Below are 24,076 nucleotides of genomic sequence, written 5' to 3'. Positions count from 1 at the left end.
CCCTCATCCCGTGGTGCGCCACCAGCGCCCCCGCCCACGCGGACCAGTGGTACACGGCCTGCCTCCACCTCGGCGCCACCGCCGCCCCGGGCTCCCCGCCGTCGATCACACTGACCGGCGACGCCCGCATCACCTGGCCCGACGGCACCACCGACACCCTCGCCCTCCCCTGACGAGGTGAAGGACCCCGAAACCCTATGACGATGAAGTGCGCACCATGAGGGTGGGTTCGACCACCATGCGGTGGGCCGGGCGGTGCGGGTCGGGGTCGGCGAGGCGGGCGGCGAGCAGGGCGAACGCGGCACGCCCGATGGCGGCCTTGGGAGGACGGACGGCGGTCAGGGGCGGGTCGCACAGCTCGGCGACCTCGTCGTCGTAGGTGACGACCGCGAGGTCGCCGGGGACCCGGATGCCGAGCTCCTGGCAGCGTTCGACGAGGCTGATCGCCTCCGGGTCGGAGTGCACGAGGAGCGCGGTGGCGCCGGTGGACCGGCAGCGCGTCAGGACCTCGTCGAGCTGCGCGGGCCAGGCGGGGCTGCGCTGGTCGGCGGTGGTGACGTCGAGAGCGCCGTCGGGCGGAAGGCCGAGCTCGTCGCAGGCCTGCCGCCAGCCGCGCCGGATGTGGGGGGCGGTGGGACTCTGGGAGGTGGTGACGACGCCGATACGGCGGTGGCCGAGCGTGGCCAGATGGCGGACGGCCATCGCGGCGCCGAGGGCGTGGTCGCTCACGACGGACTCCATCGCCTCCTGGTACGGACCGAGGGTGGCGGTGCGCTCGATGAGCACGACGGGCACGCCGGCCCGCTGGAGCCAGCGGACCAGTGCCTCGCCGTCGTCGCCCGTGACGGTGGGCGCCACCAGCAGGCCGTCCACGCCCAGGAACTCCACCAGCCAGGACAGCTGCCGCCGCTCGTCGGCGGCCTGGTAGGTGGCGCCGCGCAGCACGACGCGGACGCCGGCGTCGGCGGCCGCCTGCCGGACACCGCGGATCACGTCCGGCCAGTAGTAGTCGAGCGACGGCACGACCATCCCGATCGTGAGCTGGTCGGCGGGGCCCGGCTCGGGGGCGGCCTCCGGCGCGGGCTCGGGGTCGCCGGAGTGGAGGACGGCTCCGCCGCGGACCCGGCGGATGACCCCCTGGGAGGCCAGCAGCGCGATGTCGCGCCGGATGGTGATGGCGGAGACGTCCAGCTCGGCGGCCAGGTCGTTGACCCGTACGACGCCGCGCCGGCGCAGCAGCTCGATCACCTGGGCGCGCCGCTCGTCGGGCAGCGGCGTCGCGGAGTCGGGAACGGTCATGCGCACACCCCTGCCTGGATCCGGAAGGAGCCGCCGGCCGTGCCGGGCAGCCGCAGCTCCAGCCGCGTCATCCGCTCGCCCCACACCGAGGAGAGCATAGGGTCGTCCAGCTCGCGGACGGTCGTCGAGACGGCCGCCCGGCCCGGGTCCCACGAGAGGAACACCGTCCGGCCGCCGCCGACGGGCCGCACCTCCGCGCGTCCGGCGGAGAGCGTCACCTGCCCGGCCAGCAGGTAGTGCAGGACGCTGCCGGCACCGGCGGCGGCGAAGCTCCAGGCGTCCTCGATCGTGACCGTCCCGGCGTCCCGGTCGAGCCTGGCCGTCCGCCACCACCGCGCCAGGCCCTCCACGGGGTAGGCCTCCGCCAGGTCGAGCCGTACGCGGAAGATCCCCGCCTCGTCGGTCACCTCGGTGTCGCGGGCGCGGAACCGCTCGCCCTGCCCCTGCGGCGTGCCGCGCACCTCGGGCACGCTGTGCCAGTCGCTGCGCATGGTCCAGATCGCGTAGCGGTCGGGCCCGAACGTCTGAGCCGTGTACGTGGGCCGTCCCGCGTCCGCGACGACCGGGACGCCGTCGACGGCGATGATCACCGAGCCGACGTCGTTGTGGTTGTGGTGCTCGGCGTTGTGCCCGCCCTTGACCGCGAGCGTCAGCCCGTCGCGGGTGCGCGCCACGCCCACCTGCGTGCCGGGCAGCCAGACGCCGTCGGCCAGTGGCGGCTCGGCGGGCCCGGCGGTGCGCCACGTCTCGTCGGCCAGCTCGGCCAGTGCCCGGCCCAGCTCGGCCTCGGGGGAGACGGCGGCGTCGCGGTGCGCGGCGGCGTGCCGTCCGGCGTCCTGCTCACCGAGCCGCCGCGCCCACCGGTGCACCACCTGCCACGGCTGCCCGGCGGGGGGCAGCGCGCGGGCGTCGGCGAAGTTCACGTACCACGGCCCGCCCAGGTGCATCCGGTGCGGGAAGCGTACGGTCTGCCGGACGACCGGGACGTCCACGGCGGTGAGCGCGCCGGAGGTGGCGTGCTCCAGCACGTCCAGGGCCTCCAGCGCACGGCAGGCGCCGTTCCACCAGTATTCGTAGCCCTCGTCGACGGAGCCGTCGGCGGGCAGCGCGGCCAGGTAGCGGTCGACGCCCGCCACCGCCCAGGCGACCTGCCCGGCCCGCTCGGCGCCGGGCTCGGCCAGGCGCAGTGCGGCGACGAGCACGTTGCCGCAGATCCACGGGCACCAGTTGTGCACGTCGCCGTCGAGCCCCAGCCAGTGCCAGTCGCGCCGCCGGGTGAACGGCTCCAGCACCCGGGTCCGCACCTCGTCGCGCACCCGCTCACGCAGCCCCGGGAACCGTTCGTCGAACAGCCGCCCGAGCGCGTGGTCGGCCCACGCGAGCTGCCCGGCCACATCGGCGGCGCCCAGGTCGAGGTACGGGCCGGACAGGTCGGGCAGCACCACGCCGAGGCGCCGGTGATGGTCGTCGTGCGCCGGCCAGCACCACGAGCTCTGCTCGCACAGCAGCACGATCCCGTCGGCGGCCTCGTCCACCCAGGCGCCGTCGCCGGTGGCCACCGCCATGAGCACGGCCCTGGTCAGCCGGTCCTGCCGGGTGAAGACGCTGGTCTCGTACGAGGTGCGGTCGCCGTCCTTGAAGTAACGCGCGTACTGCGAGGCGAGCGGCTGCGGCCAGGGCGTGCCACGCTCGGCGCGGGCCAGGTCCCGCACCGCTGCGCCGGGGTCCGCCGGGGACACGGGCGGAAGCGCGGCGTCGGGCGGCAGCAGCAGGTGGGCGAGCTTCTCCCCCAGGGCCCCCGGTGCCCCCGGTGCCCCCCATGCGGTGAGCAGCGGGCCCGTCGCGGTGTCGGTCATCATCACCCCATCATTCCGATCGAATGTGATCGAAGTTGAACAGCTAGGACACTCTTTCACATAACCGATCGGAGTGGTCAGCTCCGTGAGTACACTCCTGCGCCCATGAGGGCATCGCGGATTCGCAGAGGGCTGGCGGTCACCGTCGCGCTGCTGGTCGTCGTGGCGGCAGGGTGTTATCTGGTGATGAACGCGCGGACGTTCCAGCTCGCCGGGCGGCTCGTGGACCGGGTCGAGACGGGGGCGAAGGTCGTGGCCCTGACCTTCGACGACGGCCCGGACGAGCACACGCGGGAGATCATCGGCATCCTCGCCGCCGAGAAGGCGCCGGCGACGTTCTTCGTCGTCGGGTCCGAGCTGCGTGACGCGCCCGAGCACGCGGCGGCGCTGGTCGCGGCCGGGCACCAGCTCGGCAACCACACGTTCACGCACCGGCGGATGGTGTTCGTCCCGCCGGCCACGGTCGCGGCCGAGATCGAGCCGACCGACGCGCTCATCCGGCGGGCCGGGCAGCGGGGCGACATCCCGTTCCGGCCGCCGACCGGCAAGAAGCTGCTGACGCTGCCGCTCTACCTGGCCGAGCACGACCGCGTCACCGTGATGTGGGACGTGGAGCCCGACTCCGGCGCCACCCCCACCTCCGCGCAGATCGTCGACCAGGTGCGCGAGCAGGTCCGGCCCGGCTCGATCGTGCTGCTCCACCCCTGGTACTCCAACGGGCGCCAGACCCGGGGGGCCATCGCCGGGGTGGTGCGGGCGCTGCGGGCCGACGGCTACCGGTTCGTCACGGTCGGCGAGCTGCTCGGCGGCTCCGCTTGACGGTCTCGGGCACCATGGAAGGGTGAACGAGAGCGCGAAGAGGTCGCTGGCGGAGCTGGTGGCCGGCGGCGGGGTGGTGGTGCTCAGCGGGGCGGGCCTGTCCACCGAGTCCGGCATCCCCGACTACCGGGGCCCGACGGGCCGGGCCCGCAAGTCCGATCCGATGACGTACCAGATGTTCACCGGCAGCGAGCGGGCGCGCCGCCGCTACTGGGCGCGCAGCCACGTCGGCTGGCGGCAGATCGGCGCCGCCCGCCCGAACGACGGCCACCGGGCGGTGGCCGAGCTCGAACGGCGCGGCCTGGTCGCGGGCGTCGTCACGCAGAACGTCGACGGCCTGCACCAGGCCGCCGGGGCCCGCCGGGTGATCGAGCTGCACGGCGGCCTGGACCGGGTCGTCTGCCTGTCGTGCCGGGAGCGCACCCCGCGCCTCGACCTCGACGCCCGGCTGCGCGCGGCCAACCCCGGCTGGGACGCCGACGGCCGGATCAACCCCGACGGCGACGCCGAGCTGACCGGCGAGCAGGAGGAGAGCTTCCGCCTGGTCGACTGCCGCGCGTGCGGCGGCGTCCTGAAGCCCGACGTCATCTTCTTCGGCGAGAACGTCCCCCGCGCCCGCGTGGACGAGTGCTCCGCCCTCGTCGCGGCCGCGCGCACGCTGCTCGTGCTCGGCTCGTCCCTGAAGGTGCGGTCGGGGCTGCGCTTCGTCACCCGGGCGGCGGCGCTCGGCATCCCCATCGCCATCGTCAACCAGGGCCCCACCGGCGGCGACGCCGACGCCCTGCTCACCCTCGACGCCCCTCTCGGCCCCACACTCACCGGCCTGACCGCCGGCCTGTCCTCGGCCGCCGGCGCCCCCGGCACAATGGGGGGATGGCATGTCACTGCGGGCTGAGCGCCCCCTACCGCGACTGCTGCGGACGCTTCCACCGGGGGGAGGCCGCGGCGCCGACGGCGGAGCTGCTCATGCGCTCGCGGTTCAGCGCGTTCGCCGTGGGCGACGAGGCCTACCTGCTGCGCACGTGGCATCCGGCGAGCCGGCCGCCGGGCGCCGGGCTCGATCGGCGGGTGCGGTGGACCGGGCTGGAGATCCTGGAGACCACCGGCGGGAGCGTCGTGCACACCGAGGGAACCGTGCGGTTCCGGGCGCACTACCGAAAGCGCGGGCGCGCCGGCGCGATGGAGGAGAACAGCAGGTTCGCCCGCGTGGACGGGCGCTGGGTGTACGAAGGCGGGCTCTGAGCACGGTGACACGCCTCGGATAGTGGCCTAACTTGGGGCAAAACCCCCCGAGGAGTGCCGATGCGCAATCAGGGACTGGGCTCGTGGCCCGCGCGCCGGGCGCGGATGACGCCGGACCGGGTGGCCCTCAGCTACCGCGACGACCGCCGCACCTACCGTGACCTGCACCTGCGCACCAACCGGCTGGCCTCGGCGCTGCGCGGGCTCGGCGTGCGGCACGGCGACCGGGTGGCCTACCTCGGGCCCAACCATCCGGCGCTGGTGGAGACGTTCTTCGCCGCCGGGCTGATCGGCGCGGTGTTCGTGCCGGTCAACACCCGGCTGGCGGCCCCCGAGCTGCGCCACGTCCTGGACGACGCCGGCGCCTCGGTCGTGCTGCTGGGGGAGGGGCAGGACGGGGCCGGGCTGCCGGGCCGGCACGTCTCCGCGTTCGAGGACCTGGTGGCCGCCGGGAGCCCGGAGCCGATCGACGAGCCGGTCGGGCACGACGACCTGTGCCTGATCATGTACACCTCGGGCACCACCGGCCGGCCCAAGGGCGCCGTGCTCACCCACGGCAACCTCGTCTGGAACGCCGTCAACCTGCTCGTCGACGTGCCGCTCGGCGACGACGAGGTGGTGCTGGTCAGCGCCCCGCTGTTCCACATCGCGGCGCTCGCCCAGACGCTGGTGCCCGGCGTGCTCAAGGGGGCGCGGGCGATCCTGGAGCCGGGCTTCGACGTCGGGAGGGCCTACGACCTGATCGAGCGGGAACGGGTCACCGTGATGTTCGGGGTGCCGGCCATGTTCCAGTTTCTCGCGGCGTCGCCGCGCTGGGCGACGGCCGACCTGTCGAGCCTGCGGCACCTGCTGTGCGGCGGCGCGCCGGTGCCCGAGCCGCTGATCCGGGTCTACCAGGACCGGGGACTGACGTTCCTGCAGGGCTACGGCATGACCGAGACCGCCCCGGGCGCCCTCTTCCTCGGGGCGGCGCGCTCGGTCGACAAGGCGGGGACGGCCGGGGTGCCGTGCTTCTTCACCGACGTCCGGCTCGTCGCCGCCGACGGCTCGCCCGCGCGTCCCGGCGAACCGGGCGAGGTCCACGTACAGGGCCCGAACGTCACCCCCGGCTACTGGCGGCGGCCGGAGGAGACGGCGCGGGTCCTGTCGCCCGACGGGTGGTTCCGCTCCGGCGACGTCGGCGTGGCCGACGAGGACGGCTTCGTGCGCATCTCCGACCGGATCACCGACCTGATCATCTCCGGCGGCGAGAACGTCTATCCCGCCGAGGTGGAGAGCGTCCTGTACGGGCACCGCGCGGTCGCCGAGTGCGCGGTGATCGGGGTGCCCGACGAGAAGTGGGGCGAGGTGGGCAAGGCGATCGTGGTGCCGAGGCCGGAGGAGACGGTCGGGCCCGAGGAGCTGATCGCCTTCCTGGACGGACGGCTCGCCCGCTACAAGATCCCGAAATATGTGGAACTGGTGGACGAGCTGCCGAGGAACGGCGCCGGCAAGCTGCTCAAGGCCCGGATCCGGGCGCTCTACGGGTGACCCGGCGCCGCACGCTCGCCCTCACTCTCGCCCCCGCCCTCATTCGAACAGCGCCTGGATCTGCGCCACGACCTCGACGATCGCCGTCACCTCCGCGGCCCTGACCGAGAGCCGCTTCAGCGCGTCGAGGACGCGGCCCCGGTCCGGCTCGGCCTCCTGCAGCTCCTGCCGGACGTCGGCCGCGTCCCGGCGCGCCCGGGCGGGCTCGGCCAGGCTCGGCTCGTGCTCGGCCAGCAGCCGGACGAGCCGGTCCAGCAGCCGGCCGGCCTCGCCCGCGCCGGCATGGTGGACGGTGGCGCGGGCGTTCGGGCCCATCGCGATCGGGCCGTTGACCGTGCCGCCGTCGATGCGGATGCCGTACTGATCTCCCATGGGTGCCCTCTCAGCCGCGGGAACGGTGGTCCATCGACGCAGACGCGTTCAGGCCCATCGCGATCGGGGCGTTGATGACGCTGTCGCGCACCGACATGTCCATCATCACGTTGGCGGCCTGCATCCGGTAGGCGCCCGTCTCCACCTCGTTGTCCTCCAGGAAGTCGAGCACCGACTCGGTGAGCCGGTGCTCGATCAGCTTGACGTACTTGGCGGTGTCGAGCCGCTGGATGTAGGTCTGCATCCCGGCGCTCGCGCCGAGCTCACGCACGCTGAGCCGGGCGCCGTACGGGTAGACGACGTGCTGCGACGGGTCCGGCGTGACGAGCTGCTGGCGGACGGCCCGCACGGCGGTGCGCGCCAGCCGCACGGGCGCGGCCAGCACGTCGCGCAGCAGGAGCAGCTTCAGCGCCCGGACGGCCTCCCACGCGATCCGCCCGCCCGTCATGGTCGGCAGCTGGTCGACCACGTGGTAATCCTTCTTGGCCGGGGGCAGCGCGGTCACCACGAACTGCGTGTAGAGCATGCGCCCCTCGACCGCCAGGTAGATGAACGCCGAGGTGACCGCCTCCTGATCCTCCGCCGGGGCGACCAGGTGACCGGCAGTGTCGCGGATCTCCTGGCCCTCGTGGCTGATCGTTACGCGCTGGTAGTAGCGGATGCCGCCCTGCGGATGGCGGCTGATGGCCGCGATTTCCTCGGGCGTGGCCAGGTAGCGGGGCAGCCCGTGCTGGTCGATCAGCGGGTGCGCGCCACGGCCGGGGCCGCCCGGCCAGTCGGCGACCGTGTAGATGCCGCGCGCCACCACGTGGTCGCCGATGTCGAGCCGCCGGATGCCCTCGTTGGGCCGCAGCACCTGCTCACGCATCTCGGTGAGCCGGGTGCGGACGAAGGCGTGCAGCTCGGCCGGGTCGATGTCGACCGGGCGTTCGCGGCGGCGGGTGCCGCGGCCGGTCTCCGTGGTCGTGCGCACCCGGTCCAGCTCGACGGCGATGGACCAGCTCCGCTGGATGCCGCCGGCGCCCATGAACGCGTCCTCGTTGGCGTACATCGTGATGTTGCCCGTCTGGGCGCGGGCGACGTAGCCGAGGCGGTCGGCGGTCTTCGGCTGCTCGGGGGCCGGCGCGGGCGGGGGAGCGCCGGGCTTGAGGCTCCCGGCGAGCGTCGTGTAGACGATGATGCGGTAGAGGACGGCGACGCCCAGCGTGGCGAGCGGCACCAGGAACGAGCCGGCGCTCTCGAAGAACGCGTACACGAACAAGGCGCCGGCCGCCCCGCCGAGGCCGGCGAGGCTCGCCAGCAGCGCGACGAGGACGAACAGGATGACGTAGCTGCCGAGCGCCCAGAACCAGAGCAGCCCCCGCACCAGCGCCGGCCCGCGCCGCACCCCGTCGAGCGTGAGCAGGACGAAGGGCAGCAGGAACGACAGCCACCCGATGACGCTCATCGGCGACAGCGCGAACCCGAGGAGCAGGATGGCGGTGATGAGCCCGTCGCGGACGACGAGCATCGACCGGGAGCGGCGGGCGTGATGGATGATCGGCAGAAGATCGCATCCCCCATAAGAGGGCGGAACCGCCCTGAAGGGGTCGAGAAGCAATTCTGCCAGCACCTTATCCCGGAAATCGTTGTCCAGATACGTGGCGCCGCAGAGGTAGCGTGTGGTGTTGCTCATCCGGGGGGCGCTCATCGCCGGGGAGTGGCTCGGGTCCATGTGGCTCTCCCTGTGAATGTACGGGCGCGATGACCATATAGGCGGACGGCCTTTTCCTGAACGGGTGTTATCGAATAGCCACGAACCGAAACATCGAATCCCGATTTATGGCGATAAATCCCCATTAAGTGGATAAGGCGACGTGATTGCTCCTCAAGCCCGCCCACAGCGCCTCCGACTCCCTTCTGGCCGGGCTCCCCGTGCGGGGCCCGGTCAGTCGTGGGCGCGGCCGGGATGACGACCGGCGGGTTCGCGGGGGTCAGCGCGGGGCCATGCCGATGCCGAACGCCATCACGAGGTGGCCCGGCGGCGCGTGCCATTCGGGAAGCGCGAACAGCACGAGGACCATGCCGTCGGGCAGGCGCCCGCCGAGCTCGCGGAGCTCGCGGATCGCCCCGCCCACCATCGACCGGCCGTCGCCGGTGTCCAGGACGAGCCAGCCCAGCGGGAACACCGGCCCGTGGCCCGCGTACGCCGTTTCCGCGCAGGGCATCCGCCCGGCGGTGAAGGCCCGCGTGGGCACGGCGGGCCGGGGCGGTGCGCCGGCATCCGGGCCGGCCGGGCACGGGCGGTGCGCCGGCGCCTCGCCGCGCTGCCGGAGCAGCCCGAGCGCGGTGAGGACCAGCGAGAACCCGGCGATGATGCCGGCCACCTCGTCGGCGGCGTCCGCGCCCCGGATCGCGATCGTGGCGGTCAGGTAGAGGAGCGCGCCGGCGGCCAGGAGCGTGGTGGCGACTTTCCTCACTCGGGTGCTTCTCCCGTTGTCCGGCATGGACGGTGCCTCGGCTTCTCTTCGTATGTCCGGCCGCTCGTCAGAGCTCTTGTGTCCAGATCTGACGCGGGTGTGCCGGAGTCCGCCGAGGCCGCCCAGTCACGATTGGGCAACGTTGAAAATTGAACGAGGAATGTCTTGACGATTTATCGTCTATTTCGTCATTTATTCGGTCAACCGGTGGTGCATGTCGGCGTCGGCGGGGTGTTGGCCCCGGTCCACGAGGCGAGGAAGCCGAACGTCGTCGTCGCACGGCCGCCGAGCGCGCCGTTCCAGGAGGTGTTCCGTACGGTCACCGCCGCGCCCTCGGTGGTCAGGGTGCCGTTCCAGAGCTGGCTGACCCGCTGGCCGTCGGCGAACGTCCAGCGCACCGTCCAGCCGTTCAGCGGCACGACGCCGGTGTTGGTGACGGTGACCTCGCCCTGGAAACCGCCCTGCCACTGGCCCGCGTTGCGGAACGTGGCCGAGCAGCCGCCGGGCGGGACGGTGGAAGTCACCGTGGGCGTGGCGGTGGGGCTGACCGTCGGGGTCCCGGACAGCGCGTCCACGAGCGCCGGGTACCAGCGGTCGGCGATCTTCTGGTCGCCCGCCGCGTTCGGGTGCACCCCGTCGTAGGTGTCCGCGCCGGTGCTGAACCCGGTCCACTGGTCCACGACGACGACCGGCGACTGCTGGGTGCTGGTCGCGGCGGCCCAGCCGGGGATGGCGTCGTTGAGCGCCACGGCGCGCGCGCCGCACTCCGCGCAGCTCGACGGCGCCATCGGAATGATCTTGGCGACGAGGATCCGCATGGCCGGATTACTGGCCCGCATCTGCCCCACGAGCTTGGTGTACGCGGCCAGGATCGTCGCCGGGGGCACGTTGCTCCACACGTCGTTGGTGCCGAAGTGCATGAGCACGACGTCCGGGGTGCTCGCCGCCAGCCAGCCCACGAGCTGGTTCTGGTTGGCCACCGTGGTGACCAGCGCGCCGCCGTGCCCCTCGTTGTCACCGTCGTACGGCACCGAGCAGCCCTGCGCGGGCAGCGTGCCGACGAAGTCCACGTTCGTGTGCCCGCCGTCCCGCAGCTTGTTCCACAGCAGCGCCCGCCAGCAGCCCGGCGACCCGGTGATCGAGTCACCCAGGGGCATGATCCGCACGGGCGCGGCGCTCGCCGGGGTGGCCATGAGGAACACCGCCCCCGCGGTCAGCATCAGCATCGCCGCCATGCTCGCCAGCATGCTCGCCAGCCGTACGCGGGTTCTCGCCATCCGACCGCTCCCGTCCGTCGCCTGCGCAGATCGTAGGAAACGTCCCGTACGGCGGGAAGCCGCCCGGCATCGGCCGGAAGGTGACCTGCGACGTCGCCCGGAAGAGCGTGTAACTTTCAGCGGCCACGGCCTCAGCGGCGCCAGGAGACGGGGGCGTCGCGGTAGGCGTTCATGTCGAACTCCGCGCCGGTGATCTCGACGCGGCCGGCGGCGCCCGACAGGTGGCAGGAGCTGAACGTGGCGCCCGCCCGGGTGAAGCCCTTGGGCGCGTTGGCCCGCTCGCAGTCCGGCATGCTGCCGCTGACCACCGCTCCGGTGGGGCCGCCGTGCGCGGTCACCAGGCCGAGCGAGGGGCCGGAACTGTACGACAGGTCGCTGCCGTCGACGTTCTCCACCTCGTAGCGGATGTAATAGGGCACGATCCCGGCGGCGCGTTCGCCGTACTGCCGCCGGAACGCGGCCCGGTCACCGGCGTCGACCGCGGTCACCGTGACGCCGATGACGCCGTCCCTGAACGGCAGGACGGCACGCTCACCCAGCCGGAGCTCCGTCCCCGGCGGGGTCGCCCGCACCGAGCCCGCCGTGTCGCCAGTCCCGGGCGTGCCGCTTGACCCGGTGGGGGAGGGCTCGGCCGGCGGTGCCGTGCCGGCCGGGGCGCCGCAGCCGGACAGGGTGAGGACGGCCGCCGCTGCGAGGAGCATCAGCCGCACGGGCGGGAGGCGGTGGATCCTGAACATGACGAGGATCCTCACGCAAGGTGAGCGGCCGGGTCCATGGCACCCGCTCCACAGACTCTTGACTCACACTCCACTCACGCCGGGCGGCTGGTGCCGGTAGTCACGGGGCGAGGCGCCGTAGGTCCGCCGGAAGGCCCGGCTGAAGTCGGCGGCGTGCGAGAAGCCCCACCGGGACGCGATGTCGTGGATGGGCACGTGGCGCAGCGCCGGGTCGGCCGGGTCGCGGCGGGCGCGTTCGAGGCGCTGGGCCCTGACCCAGCCGGCGACGGTGGTGCCCTGCTCCTGGAAGAGCCGGTGCAGGTAGCTGACCGAGATGTGATGGGCGGCGGCCAGCACGCCGGGGGACAGGTCCGGCTCGCCGAGCCGCCGCAGGACGGACGCCTGGATGCGCAGGGTGAGCGCCTGGCGGTGCGACCCCGGGGCGGGCTCGCCGTCACGCTCCACCGTGCGCGTGAACAACGCCGACACCAGGTCGAGCAGCGCCATCCCGAGGCGCGGGCACTCGGCGGGCGTGTAGGCGGAGGCGTGGTCGGCGACGTTCGTGACGAAGCCGGCGAGCAGCGCGCCGAGCCCCTCGCCGGCCGGGATGCGGCGGCCGAGCACCTGGTCGACGTGGTCGTCCGGCAGGGAGATCAGCGACCTGGGGATCGTGACGGCGGCGGTCTGGAAGGTGGCCGTCCCGGTGGGCGCCTCGAAGTCGGCCCTGGTGACCCTGGCCATGTCGTGCACGATCAGGTCGCCGACGCCGGTGGTGAGCCGCCGGCCGTTCCACGCGGTGTGCATCGTGCCGCGTAACGGCAGCAGGAGCTGGTAGAAGCCGTCGGCGTCGGAGTCTGCGACGCGCGTCAGCCGCAGAGGTGCCAACGTCTTCTTCTCCACCCGCAACGCGCCGAGTTCGACCAGGCTGCCCTCGGCGTGGAAGCCCGGATCGCCGTTCGGCAGCTTGCTCAGCATCCCGTCGATCACGTCGTCCCCCGATTCGGTCACCTGCTCCTGTGCTCCGTACGGTAGCCAACCGATCATGACCGCGCGTTCGCTGCCGCCCACGCCGGGTAGGGGAGAGCGGCGAGGCAAGACGCGAGGGGGATGCTCATGAGCGGCATCGGAGACTGGGTCAGGAAGGCCGAGAACCTGGCCAGGAAGCACTCCAAGCACGTCGACAAGGCGGTCGACAAGGCGGAGGAGTACGCCAAGAAGCGCACCGGCCACAAGTACGACGAGCAGATCGGCAAAGGCGTGGACGAGGTCCAGCGCCGCTACGGTGGCGGCGGCCCGGCCGAGCCGGAGCGGCCTCCCCGGCCGGAGGACCGTCCCTGATGTATCTGCCGCATGATCACCGGCTCCTAATCAGGAAAGGACCGGCTTTCCGCGAGCAAGGGTGATCGTCATGGGCGGCAACGGCGTCGAATATCTCTTCACCACCCAGCACCCGCTGGGGCCGATCGCCATCGCGGACTCCGCGAGCACGTCCGTGCTCAAGGCCCTGTACGACACCCGCGTCCAGCTTCACCTGCGCTCGGAGGACAGTCCGCCGACGTTCATCGTGGGGCGGCGCGGGTCGGGCAAGACGGCGCTGCTGCTGTCGCGCGAGTTCAAACCGGGCGCCCAGTCCGTACGGCTGAGCGCGCAGGGCGTCTTCTCCGGCATGCAGGCGGCCACCCGCCGCATCGGCCGCTCGATGATCCTGCCGGTGGAGGGGGTGGCGCAGCTGTGGGAGATGCTGCTGTGGGCGCCGATCATCACCCGGCTGGTGCTGTCCGGGCCGCCGCAGCCGGACGACCCGGAGCGGGCCTACCAGATCCTGTGGCAGGAGACCGCGACGGTCCGGCGGGAGATCAGCGGCTCGGCCACCCAGGACGACGACGCGCTCGACTTCGCCACGCTGAAGCTGATCAAGCACGTGGACGAGTGCGACACGGTGATCAGCTTAGAGACGCTCAGACGCGGCTTCCGGCTGACCGACCGGCCGTGGAGCGAGGTGATCGAGGCCGCCAAGCAGGTCATCGCCGCGCGCGGCACCCCGGTGTTCGTGCTCATCGACTCCCTGGAGCACATCGGCCAGCACGTGGACGAGATCCGGGGCATCCTCCAGGGCCTGTTCCACCTGGTGGGGCAGCTCGGGCTGCGGACCGGCGCGTCGCCCGTGCGCATCCAGTGCTGCTTCCCCAGCGAGCTGTGGCCGGTGCTGGACCAGGTCTCCGCCAACCCCATCAAGGACTTCAGCGGCCGCATGGTGCTGCGCTGGCACTGGCAGGACCTGCTCAGCGCGGTCGGCATGCGGCTGCGCACGTTCCTGGAGCGGCACTTCCCCGAGGAGGTCAAGGGCATCGGCCGTGACGACCACGAGCGGCTGCTGGAGCGGGTGCTGCCGCCGAGCGTGCTCGGCCCCGGCGCCGTCCCGGAGAGCACGGTCGCCTACGTGCTGCGGCACACCCAGTTGCTGCCGCGCCAGGTGCTCTACGTCTTCAACGAAGCGCTGCACGCGGCGATCGCCAAGACCGGGGCCCCGCGCATCAGGGCCGACGACATCCTGGCCGCCGTCGCGGAGGCCGAGGCCACGCTCTGCCCGGAGGTGTTCTCGGCCAACAGCTTCCGCTACCCGGGCGCGCAGGTGGTCGCCCAGCGGCTGATCCCGTACCTGCCGTTCCGGTTCGACGACGGCTACCTGCACCGGATGTACAACCAGGCGGGGATCAGGAAGGAGTGCGACCTGGACTACGTGCAGACCAGGGAGATGCTCACCGACCTCGGCATCCTCGGCCGGTACCTGGGGGAGACCGAGCGCTACCTGCGGGCCGAGTTCGCGTACGCGGCCGAGGGGCGGATGATCCTGTCCCACGAGGACCAGTTCTGCCTGCACCCGCTGTTCGTCCGCCAGTACCGCTCCCGTGACGCGCTGCCGTCGGCCGGGCCGGTCAAGCCGGTCTACCCGTCGGGCACCCCGGAGCGGGCCGTATGAGGGGCTCGCGCTACCGCTACGCGGCCGACGCCGGCGGCCTCGACCAGATCGGGATCGCGCTGGGCGGCGGCGGCGTCCGGGCCGCGTGCCTGGGGCTCGGCGCGCTCCAGGCGGCCGAGGAGTCGGGCGTGCTGGCCCGCGCCCGCTACGTGTCGGCCGTCTCCGGCGGCAGCTACACGGCCACCGCGTTCCTCACCGCCAGGGCCCGGGCGGAGAGCGGCGAGGGGCCGCCGCCGTGGAGCAGGGGCTCACCGGAGGAGGAGCACCTGCGCAGGAACCTGCGCTACCTGGGCGAGGACTCCTCCGACCTGTTCCTCGGCGCCACCCGCTACCTGCTCACGCTGCTGGTGAACCTGGTGCCGCTGGCCGCCGTGATCGTGCTGGCCGGCTGCATGCTCGGCGCCGCCTACCGCGCGGGCGGCCTGCTCGTGCCGGTGGACGACCTGCTGTACGCGCGTCTCGTCGAGCAGCGGCTGGCCCTGGTCGCGGCGATCTCGGTCGCCGGGGTGTTCCTGGAGGGGCGGTTCGGCCGGGCCGAACGCTCCGGGCGGCGGGCGGTCCTGGGCTTGGTGGCCGGGCTGCTGCTGCCGGACGTCGTCGCGCTCACCACCCGGCTCCTTGACGCGCGCACCTTCGACGCCTCCGCCGGGGTGCGGCTGGCCGGGCTGGCCGCGGTGCTGGGCGCGGTGGCGATCGCCGTGTTCAGGACGCAGTGGGGCTTCTCCGCCAGCCTGGTCCGCCGGCTGCTGCTGCAACTGCTCCGGCTGCTGTTCTCGGCGGCCATGGTGGCCGCGCTGGTGCTGCCGCTGCTGCTCGCGGTCGGTCAAGCGAGCCAGCTGCCCTATGCGGTGACGGGCTCGGTCGCCGGTGGAGCGGCGCTGGTCCTGCTAGTGTTCGCGCTGGCCGTGCACGCCAACCGCACCTCCCTGCACCGCACCTACTCGCGCCGGCTCGACCGGGCCTACCTGGTGCGCGCCGGGGCCGACCCGGTGCGGCTGTCGCAGGTGACGCTCGCCGACACGCACGCCGACGGGCTGCCGCACCTGCTCGTGTGCGCCTCGGTCAACCTGCGCGCGAACGAGTCGGCCGAGGGCGAGTGCTGCGCGTCGTTCGTCTTCTCCGCCGGGTACGTCGGCAGCGCCGCCATCGGCGAGGCGCCGCGCGAGGTGGCCCACCGGCTGCGCGCCTCCAGCCTGGTGGCCGCCTCGGGCGCGGCCGTCGCCCCCAACATGGGCCGCTACACCGGCCGGGCCAGCCGCATCGCCCTGGCGCTGATGAACCTGCGGCTCGGGCTCTGGCTGCCGAACCCGGTCGTCCCCCGCCCGCCGGGCCCGGCGGCCGGGCGGCTGCCCCGGTGGCTGGTCGAAGGCTGGTACGAGCCCGGCCCCCTGTCGACATGGCGCGAGACGATCGGCGACCTGTCCAAGGAGCACCGCTACCTGTTCGTCTCCGACGGCGGGCACTGGGACAACTCGGGCGTCGTGGAGCTGTTGCGCAGGCGCTGCCGGACCGTCTTCGCCGTCGACGCCTCCGTGGACGACCTGCGCCTGGGCAACGCGCTGCGGCTGATCTCGCTGGCCCGCGCCGAGCTGGGCGTCGAGTTCGAGGCGGACGGGCGGCTGCTCGCCTCGCACGCCCCGGTGGTGACGATCAAGTTCAGCTACCCGGACGACACCGCCGACAGCCCGGCCGGCAACCTCGTCCTGCTGCGCACCCACATCAGCGCCGACATGCCCAGCGACCTGGTCGCGCTCGCCACCGACGGCTCCGGGTTCCCGCGTCACTCGACGCTCAACCAGTTCCTCGGCGCGCGCGACGTGGACGCCTACGTCGCGCTGGGACGCTGGCTGTTCCAGCGCGGCCTGGTCGCCGCCGACCTGCCGCCCGCCGACGTCAGGGCGCCGTCACGCCCGCCGGGGTGACGTCGGCGACCTGCCGCGCCACCTCCGCCAGATGCGCGAGCCCGGACTCGTCCGCGGCGTCCGGGAGGGCGGCGATCACGTGCTCGATGCCCTGCTCGGCCAGCTCGCCGCACCGCTGCACGGTCTCGGCGACACTCGCGTCGCCGGGCACGCGCATGTGCAGCGTCTTCTCGATCTCCTCGTACGGCCTGCCCGCGCGTTCGCAGTGCGCCCGCAGCACGGCCAGCTTGTGCGGCACGTCCGCGCCGTACAGGAAGTTGCACGCGTCGGCGTACTCGGCGACGAGCCGCAGCGTCTTGCGCTCGCCGCTGCCGCCGATCAGGATGCGCGGCCGCGCCGCCGGCGCGTTGACCGGCCGCTCCAGCCGGTAGTGGCGGCCCTCGAACGGCCCGTCGCCGCCGGCGAACATCCGCCGCGCGATCCGCAGCGTCTCCTCCAGCCGCTCGAACCGCTCGGCCACCGGCGGGAACGGCAGGCCCAGCCCGCGCGCCTCCTCCTCGTACCAGCCCGCGCCGATGCCGAGCACCGCCCGGCCGCCGGACAGCGCGTCCAGCGTGCTGACCTGCTTCAGCAGGAACCCCGGCGCCCGGTACGGCGCCCCGGTGACCAGCGCGCCCAGGGTGACGCGGCTGGTGAGCGCGGCGGCGTAGGAGAGCGCGCCGTACGCCTCCAGCATCGGCTCCTCCGTCCCGCCGAAGTTGGGGATCTGGAAGAGGTGGTCCATCACCCACAGGCTGTGCAGCCCCGCCTCGTCCGCGCCGCGCGCGGCGGCGGCGAACCGGCCGGCGATGGCGGCGTCACCACCGGGCCAGGTGAAGCGAGGGCATGTCAGACCGAGTCTCATCGAGGGGTTCCTCCGTTTCCGGGCATGAAAAAACCCTCTCACCGGGGTCCTGGAACCCGAGGCCGAGAGGGCGTCGTCCATCCATTGTCTCATGCCCACGGTGACCTGCCCGCGACCCCGCCCCGGCCGGGCCGCCGCAGGAACTGGCCGAAGACGATCGGCGTGCGGACGGCGGCGGGCTAGCGCAGCTTCTCGACGGCCCGTTCGACGTAGGCGGCGGCCCGGTCGAGGTCGGTGAACCCGGGGCGGCTGCCGGTGATCTTGATGCTGACGGCGACGTTCGCCAGGCGGAAGGAGAGGTCGGAGTTGTACTGCTTCCGCATGAAGGAGAACCTGTTCCGCTGGGTGAAGCTGAAGGCCTCGTCGCCGACGTCCGGGCCGGCGCGGACCTTGGTGCCGGGGGTGCGCCTCGGCTCCTGCTTCATCGACTTGACCTGTATGTCGTAGAACTGCTCGGCGCCCCAGACGTTCGGTGTCAGATACGCCATCACGACCATGCGCGAGGAGTCCGGCCCGGTCCAGCTGCAGTGGTACTCGCTGAAGAACTGCTCCTTCACCGGCCCGCCGAGCACCTTGCCCGCCTGGCCTGGGGTCAGCAGGTCGCACGCCTCGAAGGGTTTCTTGAACAGGCCGGCCGTCCCGGAGGCGGACGGCAGCGCCATCGGAGGCGTGTAGCGGTAGACGATCGGAGGGGTGTACGGGAACACCCTGGGCAGCACGACCGCCACCGCCGCGACCGTCAGCACCACGGCCAGCAACGCGCCCAGGACGATCGGCGTCCGGCGGCGCCGGCGCAGCCGGCCGGGGGCGGTGCGATCGAGTTCGGTGCCCGCCTCGCCCGCGATGGCCTCCAGCGCGGCCACCGCCTGGGCGGGGGAGCAGCGGCGGGCCGGGTCCTTCTCCAGGATCGCGGAGAGCACGGGCACCAGCGGCCCGGCCAGCCGGGAGGGGGCGGGCGCCTGCGTCAGGACGGCCGCCATCGCGGCCGCCGGGCTGGGCCGCGCGAACGGCGGGGCGCCCTCCACGGCCGTGAACAGCGTGGCGCCGAGCGACCACAGGTCGGACCCGGGGCCGTCGGGCTCGCCGCGCAGCCGCTCGGGCGCTATGTAGCCGGGCGAGCCGGACAGGAAGCCGGTCCGGGTGAGCGCGTCGTCCCCCGCGACGGTGGCGATGCCGAAGTCCGTCAGCAGCACCCGCCCGTCGTCGGTGAGCAGGACGTTGGCGGGCTTGACGTCGCGGTGCAGCACGCCCGACGCGTGCGCGGCGCTCAGCGCGTCGAGCATCCGCAGGCCGATCGCGGCCACGCGGCCGGGCGGCAGCGGCCCGCGGTCGCGGACCACCTGTTCGAGGGAGCGGCCCCGGACGAACTCCATGACGATCCACGGCCGCCCGTCGTCGACGACGACGTCGTGCACGGTGACGATCGACGGGTGGGAACGCAGCCGGGCCGCCGCCCGCGCCTCGCGCAGCGTGCGGTCGGTCAGCTCGGCCCGGTCCGCCTCGCTCAGGCCGGGCGGCAGGCGGATCTCCTTGACGGCCACTTCCTGCTGCAGCAGCTCGTCCTCGGCGCGCCAGACCGTGCCCATGCCGCCGCGCCCGATCTGGGACAGCAGCCGATAGCGGCCCGCGAGCGGCGTCACCACGGCCGACGCGGCCGACCCCGTGCTCCCTCGGTCGCGCTCGCCCCTGCCATCCGGTGCCTCCAGCCGATCTCGGGCTTGTACGGACAGGCACGATATTAAGGGCGAGCGGGACAGGTGCGCCGGGCTTTCGATCAACCGCGCCCGGCGGTCAGTCGGTGCCGAACTCCATCGCGGCGTGGTCGAGCAGCTCGTCGTCGGGGACCTCGCCACGGGAGGCGATCGCCTCGGCGCCGCCCTCGGGCATCTCGCCGATCAGCTCGGTCGAGGCCGCCTGCGTGGCGCCGATCAGCGCCTGCTGCGGGCTGCCGACCATGCCGAACCCGGCGTACTGCTCCAGCTTGGCGCGGGAGTCGGCGATGTCGAGGTTGCGCATGGTCAGCTGGCCGATGCGGTCGGCCGGGCCGAACGCGGAGTCCTCGGTCCGCTCCATCGACAGCTTGTCGGGGTGGTAGCTGAACGCCGGGCCCGACGTGTCGAGGATGGAGTAGTCTTCGCCGCGCCGCAGCCGCAGGGTGACCTCGCCGGTGACGGCCGTGCCGACCCACCGCTGCAGCGACTCGCGCAGCATCAGCGCCTGCGGGTCGAGCCAGCGGCCCTCGTACAGGAGCCTGCCCAGCCGGCGCCCCTCGTTGTGGTAGCTGGCGAGGGTGTCCTCGTTGTGGATCGCGTTGACCAGGCGCTCGTAGCAGATGTGCAGCAGGGCCATGCCCGGCGCCTCGTAGACGCCCCGGCTCTTGGCCTCGATGACCCGGTTCTCGATCTGGTCGGACATGCCGATGCCGTGCCGGCCGCCGATGGCGTTGGCCTCCAGCACCAGGTCGACGGGGGAGGCGAACTCCTTGCCGTTGATCGTGACCGGCCGCCCGCGGTCGAAGGCGATCGTCACGTCCTCGGCGGCGATCTCGACGGCCGGGTCCCAGAAGCGCACGCCCATGATCGGATCGACCAGTTCGACGCCGGCGTCGAGGTGCTCCAGCGCCTTGGCCTCGTGGGTGGCGCCCCAGATGTTGGCGTCGGTGGAGTAGGCCTTCTCCGAGCTGTCCCGGTAGGGCAGTCCGTGCGAGAGCAGCCACTCGGACATCTCCTTGCGCCCGCCCAGCTCGCTGACGAAGTCGGCGTCGAGCCACGGCTTGTAGATGCGCAGCGACGGGTTGGCGAGCAGGCCGTAGCGGTAGAACCGCTCGATGTCGTTGCCCTTGAAGGTGGAGCCGTCTCCCCAGATCTGCACGCCGTCCTCGAGCATGGCGCGCACCAGCAGGGTGCCGGTGACGGCCCGCCCGAGCGGGGTGGTGTTGAAGTAGCCGCGGCCGCCGGAGCGGATGTGGAACGCGCCGCAGGCCAGCGCGGCGAGCCCCTCTTCCACGAGGGCCGCCCGGCCGTCGACCAGCCGGGTGACCTCCGCGCCGTACGCCGTGGCGCGGCCGGGCACGGAGGCGATGTCGGGCTCGTCGTACTGGCCGATGTCGGCGGTGTAGGTGCAGGGAACCGCACCCTTCTCGCGCATCCACGCGACCGCTACGGACGTGTCGAGGCCGCCGGAGAAGGCGATCCCGACACGTTCACCGACAGGCAGGGAGGTGAGTACCTTGGACACGAGGTGAAGTATATACATACTTCTGCATGACCATGCAATAGACACCCTCCAGGTGGCCGGTTCCAGCCCCGCCTCGCTCCCGGGTTGGATCCGAGACACCCTGCCCCCGTAGGGTATCGAGCGCGCGAGAATCGCCGGCCGGGCCGTGCGCTTACGGATCAGGGCAGCGGTTCGATCAGCGGGTCGGTGTACGGCGAGCGGGGTTCGAAGGCGGCCGACGCCAGTTGCTCGCGCAGCGACTCGCCCGCCCGCTCCCCGACCTGCTCCGCCAGCTCGCGCACCCGCGCCAGCGCGGTGGCCGCCGCGTCCTCGTCGACGACCTGGCGCAGCATCAGCAGCGTCCGCGCCTCCAGCACCGGGGTACGCATCTGGCGGAACAGCGCGGACGCCTTGTGCAGGCAGCCGGCTGCCTCGGCCGCGTCGCCCGTGGCCAGCGCCAGCTCGCCGAGCCCGGCCAGAGCGTGCGCCTCCGCGAGCCGATGGCGCGAGCTGTTGGCCACCGTGAGCGCCTCGCGCAGCAGCGGCTCGGCCTCGCGTAACTTGCCCTGCCGCAGCCGGGCCACGCCGAAGCCGTGCAGGGCGAACGCCTCCCCGATGGTGTCGCCGATCTCCTGCACGACCGCCAGCGACTCCTCGAACGCGCCCGCCGCGATCGCGACCTCGCGCGCCCGCAGGTGGACGTGGCCCATCCGGTGCAGCACCTGGGCGGTCACCCGCCGGTTGCCGCCGCCCTTGCTGCGGACCAGCGCCTCGGCCAGCAGCATCTTGGCCCCGTCGATGTCGTCGCAGTCGGACCTGATCTGGGCGAGGTTGTGCAGCGTGTGCGCGGCGGCGATCTGGTCGCCGATGGCCGAGAAGATGGTCAGCGCCTGCTGGAGGTGGCCCATCGCCGCCTCCATCCGGCCGTTCATGCGCTCCAGCACCGCGATGTTGCGCGTCGTCCTGGCGATCTGCAGCTCTTCCCCGACCTCCTCGAACAGCGCGAGCGCCGCCTCGAAGTCCCGGGAGGCGTCGTCGAAGCGCTGCTCGGTCAGCGACAGCGAGCCCCTGGCGTACAGCATCTCGGCCTGGCCGCGCCGGTCCCCGCCGGCGCGCGCCGCCTCCAGGGCGATCTCGTGCGTCTCGCGCCAGTCGTCCAGGTAGACGCGCAGCTCGAAGAAGGCCTCGGCGTTCATCGCGAGCCGCCAGCACAGCTCCACCAGCCCGGCCTGGGCCGCCTGCCTGATGCCCGCGAGCAGCACGTGCCGCTCGCGCTCGAACCAGGCGATCGGCTTGGCGACCAGCCGGTCGATCAGCTCCCCGGGCAGCGGCGAGGCGATCTCGTGCGGGTACGAGCCGGGCGACGGGCCGTACTCGCGGCGGCGGGCCGCCTGCGTCAGGTGGAGCAGGGCGCTGAGCACCCGGGCCAGCGCCTCCGACCGCATGGCCGGGGTCTCCTCGGCGGCCAGCCGCTCGCGCGCGTACACGCGGACGAGGTCGTGGAAGCGGTACTGGACGCCGACGTGCCTCCCGGTGCCGAGCACCTCGACGAGCTGGGCGTCGGCCAGGTCGTCCAGCAGGTCCTGCACGTCGGCGAGCGGCTGGTCGAGCAGCGCGGCTCCGGTCCAGGCGGAGAAGACGTGCGCGTCGAGGATCGCCAGCCGCCGGAACAGGCGGCGCGCCTGCTCGCTGATGCCCTCGTAGGTCACCGACAGGCTGGCCCTGATGCCCATGTCGCCGTGCATGAGCTCGTCCAGCCTGCGGGCCTCGTCCCGCAGCCGCTCCGCGAGCTGCTCGACACCCCAGTACGGGCGGGCCGCCATGCGGGCGCCGGCGATGCGCAGCGCGAGCGGGAGGTAGCCGCACAGCTCGGCTAGCGCGGCCGCGGCCTCCGGCTCGGCCCACACCCGGTCGGCCCCGGCGATCCGGGACAGCAGGTCGACCGACTGGGCCGCGTCGAACAGGCTGACGTCCACCTGGGTCGCGCCCGCCAGCCCGCCGAGCCTGCTGCGGCTGGTGACGATGACGGCGGAGTCGGGGTTGCCCGGCAGCAGCGGCAGCACCTGGCTCTCCGACGCCGCGTCGTCCAGGACGATGAGCATGCGGCGGTCGGCCAGGAGCATGCGGTACATCTCGGCCCGCTCCTCCAGCGTCTCCGGCAGCGCGGTGCCCGACACGCCCAGGGCCCGCAGGAAGCGTTCGAGCACCTGCATCGGGCTGACCGGGCGGGAGATGCCGCCGTGCAGGTCGGCGTAGAGCTGGCCGTCGGGGAAGTGCGCGGCCACGCTGTGCGCGGTGTGCACCGCGACGGTGGTCTTGCCGATGCCGGCCCGGCCGGCGATGGCGACGATGGGGACGGCGAAGCGCGCCGCGCCGTCGGGCGGTTCCGTCAGCCTCTTCTTGATCTCGTCGATCTGGCTCTGGCGGCCGATGAAGTCGGCGATGCCGGCGGGCAGCATGCCCGGCACGGTGGAGTGGGCGGTTCGCAGCTCGATGCCGGTGTGTGAGGTCGTGGCCGGCGCCTCAAGGCTCTCGTCGGCGGTGAGGATGGCCGATTCGAGCTGCTGTAAGCGCTCGTTGGGCTCGATCCCCAGCTCGTCGATCATCATGCGCCGCGCGTCACGGTAGACCTGGAGGGACTCGGCCTGCCGGCCCGAGCGGTACAGGGCGGTCATGAGCTGGGCGATGAACCGCTCGCGCAGCGGGTGGACGCTGACCAGGCCGGTGAGCTCGCCGACCAGCTCGTGATGACGGCCGAGCTCCAGCTCGAGCTGGATGCAGTCCTCGTTGGCGGTGATGCGTTGCTCGGTGAGCTGGCCGGCGATGGCCTGCAGCAGCCGGCTCTCGATGCCGTCGAGCGCGGGGCCGCGCCACAGTCCGAGGGCCTCGCGATAGTGCCGGATGGCGTCTTCGAGGTTGCGGGAGTCGCGGAGCTTGCGCGCCGTGGCCAGGAGGTTCTCGAAGACGCGGGCGTCGATCTTGGCGGAGCCCGAGATGAGCGCGTATCCCTGCGGCTTGGTCACGATCATGTCGGGCCGGCCGTGCGCGCCGAACACGCGGCGGAGCGCCGAGATGCAGATCTGCACCTGGGCGCGGGAGGTCGCGGGCGGTTCGTCGTCGTAGATGGCTTCCATGAGGCGGGTCATCGCGACCGGCCGATCCGCGTTCAGGAGCAGGGCGGCCAGGATGGTTTGCTGGCGGGTGCCGCCCAGTTCGAGATTTTTCCCGTCCGCGGTGGCTTCGAGTGCCCCCAGTAGTCGAAACTCCACGCACATCTCCTTGATGAAGCCGCCGCCCGCATCGAGAACGGTCCATGCCCCCTGGCCGGACGAGGTGCGGGGCGGAATTAGGCTGACACCATATTTGAGATTACGGCCCCTAAAGTTGCCTGGTGGGATGCTATCTATATTACAAGATCGGCGCGCTTTATCGCGATGGTCGCGTGTGTGAAGTTCGGCCGATTTGTGCGTTACACTACAGTGCTGGGCCACTTGTGGCCACAGGGTATTGCCAGTAATGCCGCGAAGCGGCCGGCGCCTGTGGT

Annotated in this window: 19 protein-coding genes; 7 read left to right on the top strand and 12 right to left on the bottom strand. The window is 72.8% G+C overall.

What is annotated here, in order from left to right:
- Window positions 1-195: 195 nt before the first annotated feature.
- Both ADY59_RS24245 and ADY59_RS24240 read right to left on the bottom strand, forming a co-directional pair.
- On the bottom strand, window positions 196-1,299 hold the full coding sequence (locus ADY59_RS24245; protein WP_049565933.1) for a substrate-binding domain-containing protein: 1,104 nt from the start codon (window positions 1,297-1,299) through the stop codon (window positions 196-198).
- Window positions 1,296-3,158, bottom strand: a complete 1,863-nt coding sequence (locus ADY59_RS24240; protein ID WP_063780761.1) for a heparinase II/III domain-containing protein — start codon at window positions 3,156-3,158, stop codon at window positions 1,296-1,298. Before ADY59_RS24240 ends, ADY59_RS24245 begins: the two co-directional genes overlap by 4 nt.
- A 102-nt stretch (window positions 3,159-3,260) precedes the next feature.
- On the opposite strand from ADY59_RS24240, the gene ADY59_RS24235 reads away from it, so the two are divergent.
- From ADY59_RS24235 to ADY59_RS24220, 4 genes are read left to right on the top strand one after another with little or no spacing between them, the layout of a single operon-like run.
- Complete coding sequence (locus ADY59_RS24235; RefSeq protein ID WP_049565913.1) at window positions 3,261-3,974, top strand: polysaccharide deacetylase family protein; 714 nt, start codon at window positions 3,261-3,263, stop codon at window positions 3,972-3,974.
- Between the two features lie 22 nt (window positions 3,975-3,996).
- A complete protein-coding gene (locus ADY59_RS24230) occupies window positions 3,997-4,869 on the top strand; it encodes an NAD-dependent protein deacetylase (protein ID WP_049565911.1) in 873 nt (290 codons plus the stop codon).
- Window positions 4,848-5,216, top strand: a complete 369-nt coding sequence (locus ADY59_RS24225) for a YchJ family protein (protein WP_049565908.1) — start codon at window positions 4,848-4,850, stop codon at window positions 5,214-5,216. Before ADY59_RS24230 ends, ADY59_RS24225 begins: the two co-directional genes overlap by 22 nt.
- Window positions 5,217-5,276: 60 nt before the next feature.
- Complete coding sequence (locus ADY59_RS24220) at window positions 5,277-6,746, top strand: acyl-CoA synthetase (RefSeq protein ID WP_049565905.1); 1,470 nt, start codon at window positions 5,277-5,279, stop codon at window positions 6,744-6,746.
- Between the two features lie 39 nt (window positions 6,747-6,785).
- On the opposite strand, the gene ADY59_RS24215 is transcribed toward ADY59_RS24220, so the two are convergent.
- The 6 genes from ADY59_RS24215 to ADY59_RS47640 all read right to left on the bottom strand — a co-directional run bounded on the left by ADY59_RS24215 (window position 6,786) and on the right by ADY59_RS47640 (window position 12,578).
- Window positions 6,786-7,118 carry a hypothetical protein gene (locus ADY59_RS24215; protein WP_049565902.1) on the bottom strand — a complete coding sequence of 111 codons (333 nt, stop codon included), beginning with the start codon at window positions 7,116-7,118 and terminating at the stop codon, window positions 6,786-6,788.
- A gap of 10 nt (window positions 7,119-7,128) precedes the next feature.
- Window positions 7,129-8,832 (bottom strand): hypothetical protein, encoded by a 1,704-nt coding sequence (locus ADY59_RS24210; protein ID WP_156325695.1) that lies wholly within the window; start codon window positions 8,830-8,832, stop codon window positions 7,129-7,131.
- Between the two features lie 259 nt (window positions 8,833-9,091).
- Window positions 9,092-9,577 (bottom strand): hypothetical protein, encoded by a 486-nt coding sequence (locus ADY59_RS24205; RefSeq protein ID WP_049565896.1) that lies wholly within the window; start codon window positions 9,575-9,577, stop codon window positions 9,092-9,094.
- 200 nt (window positions 9,578-9,777) lie between these two features.
- Window positions 9,778-10,854 (bottom strand): cellulose binding domain-containing protein, encoded by a 1,077-nt coding sequence (locus tag ADY59_RS24200; RefSeq protein WP_049565893.1) that lies wholly within the window; start codon window positions 10,852-10,854, stop codon window positions 9,778-9,780.
- 131 nt (window positions 10,855-10,985) lie between these two features.
- Window positions 10,986-11,591 (bottom strand): hypothetical protein, encoded by a 606-nt coding sequence (locus ADY59_RS24195; protein ID WP_049565887.1) that lies wholly within the window; start codon window positions 11,589-11,591, stop codon window positions 10,986-10,988.
- Window positions 11,592-11,654: 63 nt separating this feature from the next.
- Entirely contained in the window at window positions 11,655-12,578 is a 924-nt protein-coding gene (locus ADY59_RS47640; protein ID WP_053175093.1) for a helix-turn-helix domain-containing protein, read from the bottom strand.
- A 105-nt stretch (window positions 12,579-12,683) separates the two neighbouring features.
- On the opposite strand from ADY59_RS47640, the gene ADY59_RS24185 reads away from it, so the two are divergent.
- From ADY59_RS24185 to ADY59_RS24175, 3 genes are all read left to right on the top strand, one after another.
- On the top strand, window positions 12,684-12,908 hold the full coding sequence (locus ADY59_RS24185; protein WP_197093819.1) for an antitoxin: 225 nt from the start codon (window positions 12,684-12,686) through the stop codon (window positions 12,906-12,908).
- A 70-nt stretch (window positions 12,909-12,978) separates the two neighbouring features.
- The gene (locus tag ADY59_RS24180) at window positions 12,979-14,550 is read left to right on the top strand and encodes a P-loop ATPase, Sll1717 family (RefSeq protein WP_156325694.1); all 1,572 of its coding nucleotides are present in this window, start codon (window positions 12,979-12,981) and stop codon (window positions 14,548-14,550) included.
- Window positions 14,547-16,472, top strand: a complete 1,926-nt coding sequence (locus ADY59_RS24175; protein WP_049565882.1) for a hypothetical protein — start codon at window positions 14,547-14,549, stop codon at window positions 16,470-16,472. The genes ADY59_RS24180 and ADY59_RS24175 overlap by 4 nt, the downstream gene beginning before the upstream one ends.
- On the opposite strand, the gene ADY59_RS24170 is transcribed toward ADY59_RS24175, so the two are convergent.
- The 4 genes from ADY59_RS24170 to ADY59_RS24155 all read right to left on the bottom strand — a co-directional run bounded on the left by ADY59_RS24170 (window position 16,444) and on the right by ADY59_RS24155 (window position 23,801).
- Window positions 16,444-17,316 (bottom strand): TIGR03560 family F420-dependent LLM class oxidoreductase, encoded by an 873-nt coding sequence (locus ADY59_RS24170; RefSeq protein WP_049565879.1) that lies wholly within the window; start codon window positions 17,314-17,316, stop codon window positions 16,444-16,446. The two genes, ADY59_RS24175 and ADY59_RS24170, sit on opposite strands and share 29 nt — an antisense overlap.
- 179 nt (window positions 17,317-17,495) lie before the next feature.
- Window positions 17,496-18,956: a serine/threonine-protein kinase gene (locus ADY59_RS47635; protein WP_231618856.1), complete on the bottom strand. Its 1,461-nt coding sequence runs from the start codon at window positions 18,954-18,956 to the stop codon at window positions 17,496-17,498.
- Between the two features lie 151 nt (window positions 18,957-19,107).
- Window positions 19,108-20,553: an argininosuccinate synthase gene (argG, locus tag ADY59_RS24160; protein ID WP_049565877.1), complete on the bottom strand. Its 1,446-nt coding sequence runs from the start codon at window positions 20,551-20,553 to the stop codon at window positions 19,108-19,110.
- A gap of 158 nt (window positions 20,554-20,711) precedes the next feature.
- Window positions 20,712-23,801 carry an AfsR/SARP family transcriptional regulator gene (locus ADY59_RS24155; RefSeq protein ID WP_063780762.1) on the bottom strand — a complete coding sequence of 1,030 codons (3,090 nt, stop codon included), beginning with the start codon at window positions 23,799-23,801 and terminating at the stop codon, window positions 20,712-20,714.
- Between the last annotated feature and the right edge of the window lie 275 nt (window positions 23,802-24,076).

It is taken from the genome of Nonomuraea sp. SBT364 (assembly GCF_001083785.1).
Taxonomy (GTDB): Bacteria; Actinomycetota; Actinomycetes; order Streptosporangiales; family Streptosporangiaceae; genus Nonomuraea.
Note: the sequence above shows the minus strand (reverse complement) of the source record. Positions and strands in the feature narration are given on the sequence as shown.

Coding starts and splice junctions, on each gene's coding strand:
- ADY59_RS24175 (WP_049565882.1), top strand. CDS start 14,547: ATGAGGGGCTCGCGCTACCGCTACGCGGCCGACGCCGGCGGCCTCGAC.
- ADY59_RS24200 (WP_049565893.1), bottom strand. CDS start 10,854: ATGGCGAGAACCCGCGTACGGCTGGCGAGCATGCTGGCGAGCATGGCG.
- ADY59_RS24185 (WP_197093819.1), top strand. CDS start 12,684: ATGAGCGGCATCGGAGACTGGGTCAGGAAGGCCGAGAACCTGGCCAGG.
- ADY59_RS24195 (WP_049565887.1), bottom strand. CDS start 11,591: ATGTTCAGGATCCACCGCCTCCCGCCCGTGCGGCTGATGCTCCTCGCA.
- ADY59_RS24180 (WP_156325694.1), top strand. CDS start 12,979: ATGGGCGGCAACGGCGTCGAATATCTCTTCACCACCCAGCACCCGCTG.
- ADY59_RS24215 (WP_049565902.1), bottom strand. CDS start 7,118: ATGGGAGATCAGTACGGCATCCGCATCGACGGCGGCACGGTCAACGGC.
- ADY59_RS24220 (WP_049565905.1), top strand. CDS start 5,277: ATGCGCAATCAGGGACTGGGCTCGTGGCCCGCGCGCCGGGCGCGGATG.
- ADY59_RS24240 (WP_063780761.1), bottom strand. CDS start 3,158: ATGATGACCGACACCGCGACGGGCCCGCTGCTCACCGCATGGGGGGCA.
- ADY59_RS24245 (WP_049565933.1), bottom strand. CDS start 1,299: ATGACCGTTCCCGACTCCGCGACGCCGCTGCCCGACGAGCGGCGCGCC.
- ADY59_RS24210 (WP_156325695.1), bottom strand. CDS start 8,832: ATGGACCCGAGCCACTCCCCGGCGATGAGCGCCCCCCGGATGAGCAAC.
- ADY59_RS24170 (WP_049565879.1), bottom strand. CDS start 17,316: ATGAGACTCGGTCTGACATGCCCTCGCTTCACCTGGCCCGGTGGTGAC.
- ADY59_RS24225 (WP_049565908.1), top strand. CDS start 4,848: ATGGCATGTCACTGCGGGCTGAGCGCCCCCTACCGCGACTGCTGCGGA.
- ADY59_RS24235 (WP_049565913.1), top strand. CDS start 3,261: ATGAGGGCATCGCGGATTCGCAGAGGGCTGGCGGTCACCGTCGCGCTG.